The sequence below is a fragment of the Bacteroides sp. genome, assembly GCF_052357945.1.
Lineage (GTDB): Bacteria > Bacteroidota > Bacteroidia > Bacteroidales > Bacteroidaceae > Bacteroides.
Genome location: NZ_DAWCXD010000223.1, coordinates 1 through 5,047 on the forward strand (window position 1 = coordinate 1; position 5,047 = coordinate 5,047).

The 5,047-nt window shown below is 46.2% G+C and carries 3 protein-coding genes; 2 read left to right on the forward strand and 1 reads right to left on the reverse strand.

What is annotated here, in order from left to right; translation table 11 throughout:
- A partial coding sequence (locus ACT8YW_RS21685; RefSeq protein ID WP_444107113.1) for a Tex family protein occupies positions 1 to 1,694 on the reverse strand: 1,694 nt, incomplete at its 3' end.
- Between the two features lie 118 nt (positions 1,695 to 1,812).
- On the opposite strand from ACT8YW_RS21685, the gene ACT8YW_RS21690 reads away from it, so the two are divergent.
- Positions 1,813 to 3,741 carry an ATP-binding protein gene (locus ACT8YW_RS21690; protein ID WP_444107114.1) on the forward strand — a complete coding sequence of 643 codons (1,929 nt, stop codon included), beginning with the start codon at positions 1,813 to 1,815 and terminating at the stop codon, positions 3,739 to 3,741.
- Positions 3,738 to 5,047 (forward strand): bifunctional metallophosphatase/5'-nucleotidase (locus ACT8YW_RS21695; protein WP_444107115.1); only part of this gene is annotated, 1,310 nt, incomplete at its 3' end. The genes ACT8YW_RS21690 and ACT8YW_RS21695, both read left to right, overlap by 4 nt.

The following is a 5,047-nucleotide window of genomic DNA, read 5'->3' on the forward strand; positions in this document are numbered from 1 at the left end:
GCCATTTGCTCTACGATGTGGTAGCTTTCCGGATGCACGGCGGTGTTGTCCAGCGGATTCTTGGCTCCGGGGATGCGGAGGAATCCGGCACACTGTTCGAAAGCCTTGGCACCCATGCGAGGAACTTTCATCAACTCTTTCCGCGAACTGAAAGCTCCATTTTCCGCCCGGTAGTTGACAATGTTTTGAGCCAGTTGCGGTCCCAGTCCGGAGATATAAGTCAATAGATGGCTGCTTGCCGTATTCAGGTTTACACCGACCAGGTTCACGCAATTCTCTACTGTCTGATCGAGCGCTTTTTTCAGCTTTGTCTGGTCTACATCGTGCTGGTATTGACCTACACCGATGGATTTAGGATCTATCTTCACCAATTCTGCCAACGGGTCCATCAGGCGGCGGCCGATGGAGACTGCTCCACGCACCGTTACGTCATAATCGGGAAACTCGTCGCGGGCAATCTTCGAAGCCGAATAAATGGAAGCTCCCTGCTCACTGACTACAAACACGGGTATCTGACGGTCGAAGCTTTGGCTGTTGATGAAATCTTCTGTCTCACGGCTTGCCGTTCCGTTGCCGATGGAAATGGCTTCTATCTGATAGGCTTCAATCATCTTACGGAGTTTGGAAGCAGCTTCTCCTGTTTTGTTCACCGGAGGATGCGGATAGATATTCTCATTATGCAACAGATTGCCTTGTGCGTCGAGGCAGACAACTTTACATCCCGTACGGAATCCGGGGTCGATGGCGAGCACCCGTTTTTGTCCCAATGGAGGGGCGAGAAGAAGTTGGCGGAGGTTCTCGGTGAATACCCGGATGGCTTCCTCGTCGGCTTTCTCTTTGGATTGAGCGGCAAATTCTGTTTCGATGGAGGGCTTGAGCAGACGCTTGTAGGCATCGACTGTGGCTTCGTCCACCTGCTGGCTACACTCGTTATTGCCACGTACGAACTGACGTTCCAGGCGTTCGATACATGCCTCGTCGTCGGGATTGATAGATACTTTCAGCAGGCCTTCCGACTCTGCCCGGCGGATGGCCAACAGGCGGTGGGACGTGCAACGTTTCAGTGCTTCGGAAAAATCGAAATAATCCCGGTATTTCGCTGCTTCTTCCTCTTTTCCTTTCACTACTTTGGCACTAATCTCTGCCTGGCGACTGAACTGATTACGTACCGCGTTGCGGGCACGTTCGTCTTCGTTCACTTGCTCTGCAATGATGTCACGTGCGCCTTTTAGGGCATCTTCCACATCTTTCACGTCTCCTTTCACGAAGGAGGCAGCCTTGGCGCTAAGGTTGTTTTCCCTTTGCAACATCAGGATGGTGGCAAGCGGTTCCAACCCTTTCTGGCGGGCTACTTCGGCACGTGTCTTCCGCTTGGGTTTATAAGGAAGGTAAATGTCTTCCAGTTCCGTCGGATTCCAGGTGTCGTTGATACGTTTCTCCAGTTCGGCAGTCAGTTTTCCCTGCTCGTTGATGGTGCCGAGAATCGTTTCTTTCCGTTTGGCTATGTCGCACAACTTATCGTGTTGCTCTTTGATTTGCTCTATCTGCACTTCATCCAGTCCGCCGGTGGCTTCTTTACGGTAACGACTAATGAAGGGAATCGTAGCACCTTCACCCAAAAGATGGAGCGTACTACTTATTTGTCTTTCCGGTATACCCAGAAAACCGGAAATCATCTTGTGAAATAATTCCATAATTTGTATTTTTTGAGAGTAAATGAGCGACAAAAATACATATAAATCTGCTAAACCCGACAAGTTTTACTATATTTGCAACTCAATTAATGAATTAACACATCAAAACTGCATAATTATGCTGGGACGTCTTGGATATCTTTTTATCTGTTTCCTTTGGCTTCTGCAGTCAGCGGAAGTATTGGCTGTCTCTAAAGATAAGAAACCTATTCTGATTATTTGCTCTTATAATCCGGCAGCACACCAAACTTCGGTCACTATTTCCGATTATATGGATGAATATAGTAAGTTGGGAGGACAGCGCGACATTGTCATCGAAAACATGAACTGTAAAAGTTTCTCGGAGGCTCCGTTATGGAGCGCGATGATGACGCAGATTCTGGCTAAATATCAGGGAGAAAAGCATCCGGCACAAATTATATTATTAGGACAGGAAGCGTGGGCTGCCTATTTGTCGCAGAGGGATGAAATGCAGGTGAAAGTGCCGGTGATGTGCAGTCTGGCCAGTAGTAATGTGGTGATATTGCCAAAAGATACGGTGGAAAATCTTGATTGCTGGATGCCCGAATCTGTCGATATTTTTGAAGATCATCTGGATATTCCCGAACTGGAATCGGGATTTATCAATCAATATAATATAGAAGGTAATATCTCCATGATTCAAGCTTTCTATCCGAAAACAAAACACATTGCCTTTATCTCGGACAATACTTATGGCGGAGTGACTATGCAAGCGTTGGTACGAAAAGAAATGAAGAAGTTTCCCGATCTGGATTTGATTTTGATGGACGGCCGGAGACATTCTATTTATACCATCGTTGAGGAATTGAGACAGCTGCCCGAAAATACGGTTATCTTGGTGGGAACGTGGCGTGTGGATATGAACGAGGGGTATTTCATGCGAAATGCGACGTATGCCATGATGGAAGCTACTCCTACCATTCCGGCTTTTACTCCTTCATCGGTGAGCCTTGGCTATTGGGCGATAGGAGGAGTGCTGCCCGATTATCGGAAAGTGGGAGGAGAAATGGCTATGGAGTCCGTACGGATGGATCAGCACCCGGAGGATACGGGGAAGCATCTTTCGATCATTGGCTCTAAAGCGGTATTGGATAGCCGGAAGGTGAAAGAGTGGGGGCTGCACCCAAGCGTGTTGCCTTTTAAAGTGCAGCTTGTCAACCAACCGGTTTCGTTCTATCAGCAATATACTTATCAGATATGGTCTGCTTGTGCTTTGTTCGTGATTCTGGTACTTGGCTTATGTATCTCTCTTTTCTATTATTTTCGTACGAAACGTTTGAAAGACGAGCTTCTGAAATCGGAGAAGGATTTGCGTGTAGCGAAAGACAGGGCGGAAGAGTCTAATCGTCTGAAGAGTGCTTTCCTTGCCAATATGAGTCATGAGATACGGACGCCGTTGAACTCGATTGTCGGCTTTTCGGATGTACTGGCAATGGGCGGTAGCACGGAGGATGAACAGCAGTCTTATTATAAGATTATCAAAACCAATTCGGATTTGTTGCTTCGTCTGATTAATGATATTCTCGATCTTTCACGTCTGGAGGCGAACCGGGTGACTTTGACGTGGGAGGAATGTGATGTGGTGCAGTTGTGTAGTCAGGTGGTTGCCTCTGTTAGTTTTTCACGGCAGTCGTCGGACAACCAGTTCTTGTTTTCCACTTCTTTTGAAACTTTCCGGATGGTGACGGATGTGCAGCGTATGCAACAGGTAATCATTAATCTGCTGTCCAACGCCGACAAATTTACGAAACGCGGGAAGATTATCTTGGACTTTTCTGTGAATGAGGAAAAGCAAATGGCTATTTTCTCGGTAACGGATACCGGATGCGGTATCCCGAAAGAAAAACAGGGACTTGTGTTCGAGCGTTTTGAAAAGCTGAATGAGTACGCCCAGGGAACCGGATTGGGATTGTCTATCTGTAAATTGATTGTGCATAAATGGAGAGGAAGTATATGGATCGACCCTGACTATACCGGTGGGGCACGGTTCGTATTTTCGCATCCGCTAAATATAGAAAAAGAATGAAACGAATAGGATTTATTTATGGCTTGCTTTTCTGTCTCGTACTGTCTGTTGCAGCGCAGGAAAAGGTGGTGAAGCTGAAGATTGTGGAAACGAGTGACGTACATGGTAATTATTATCCTTACAATTTTATAACCCGCCACGAGTGGAAGGGTAGTCTGGCACGTATTTATTCTTTCGTGCAGAAAGAGCGTGAACAGTATAAAGAGAATTTGATATTGCTGGATAATGGTGATATTTTGCAGGGACAGCCTACTGTCTATTACTATAATTATATAGATACGGTGTCTCCTCATCTTTGTTCGGAAATGATGAATTTCATGAAATATGATGCCGGTAATATGGGGAATCATGATGTGGAAACGGGGCGTGCTGTGTTCGACCGTTGGATAGCTACTTGTGACTTCCCTGTGTTGGGTGCCAACATCATTGATACGTCTACGGGAAAGCCCCATCTGGCTCCTTATAAGGTGTTGGAACGTGATGGCGTGAAGATTGTGGTATTGGGTATGATTACTCCTGCCATCCCTGCATGGCTTTCTGAAAATCTGTGGAAAGGCTTGCGTTTCGACGATATGGAAGAGACGGCACGCAAATGGATGAAGATTATCCGTGAAAAAGAGAATCCGGATTTGGTGATCGGATTGTTTCATGCCGGACAGGAGGCTTTCAAAATGTCGGGCAAATACAATGAGAATGCTTCTCTCAATGTAGCGAAGAATGTGCCGGGATTCGATATTGTATTGATGGGACACGATCATGCCCGCGAATGTAAGAAGGTGATGAATGTAGCCGGAGATTCGGTGTTGATTATCGATCCGGCCAGCAATGGAATTGTATTGTCTAATGTCGATGTGACCTTGAAGCTGAAAGATGGAAAGGTGCAGAGCAAGGACATCAAAGGGGAGTTGACAGAAACGGAAGCTTACGGAATCAGCGAGGATTTCATGAAGCGTTTTGCTCCGCAATATGAGACGGTGCAGAAGTTTGTATCCAAGAAGATCGGTACTTTTACCGAGAGTATCTCTACTCATCCTGCTTTCTTCGGTCCTTCTGCTTTTATTGATTTGATACATACTTTACAGCTCGATATTACCGGAGCTGACATCTCTTTTGCCGCTCCGCTTTCGTTTGATGCGGAGATAAAGAAGGGGGATGTGTTTGTCAGTGATATGTTCAACTTGTATAAGTATGAGAATATGCTGTATGTGATGACGTTGTCCGGAAAGGAGATTAAGGATTTTCTGGAGATGTCTTATTATATGTGGACGAACCGGATGAAGTCACCGGAAGATCATCTGCTCTGGTT

What these genes read in the sequence shown, in the direction of transcription:
- ACT8YW_RS21690 (WP_444107114.1), top strand. Translation starts at nt 1,813, where the DNA reads ATGCTGGGACGTCTTGGATATCTTTTTATCTGTTTCCTTTGGCTTCTG.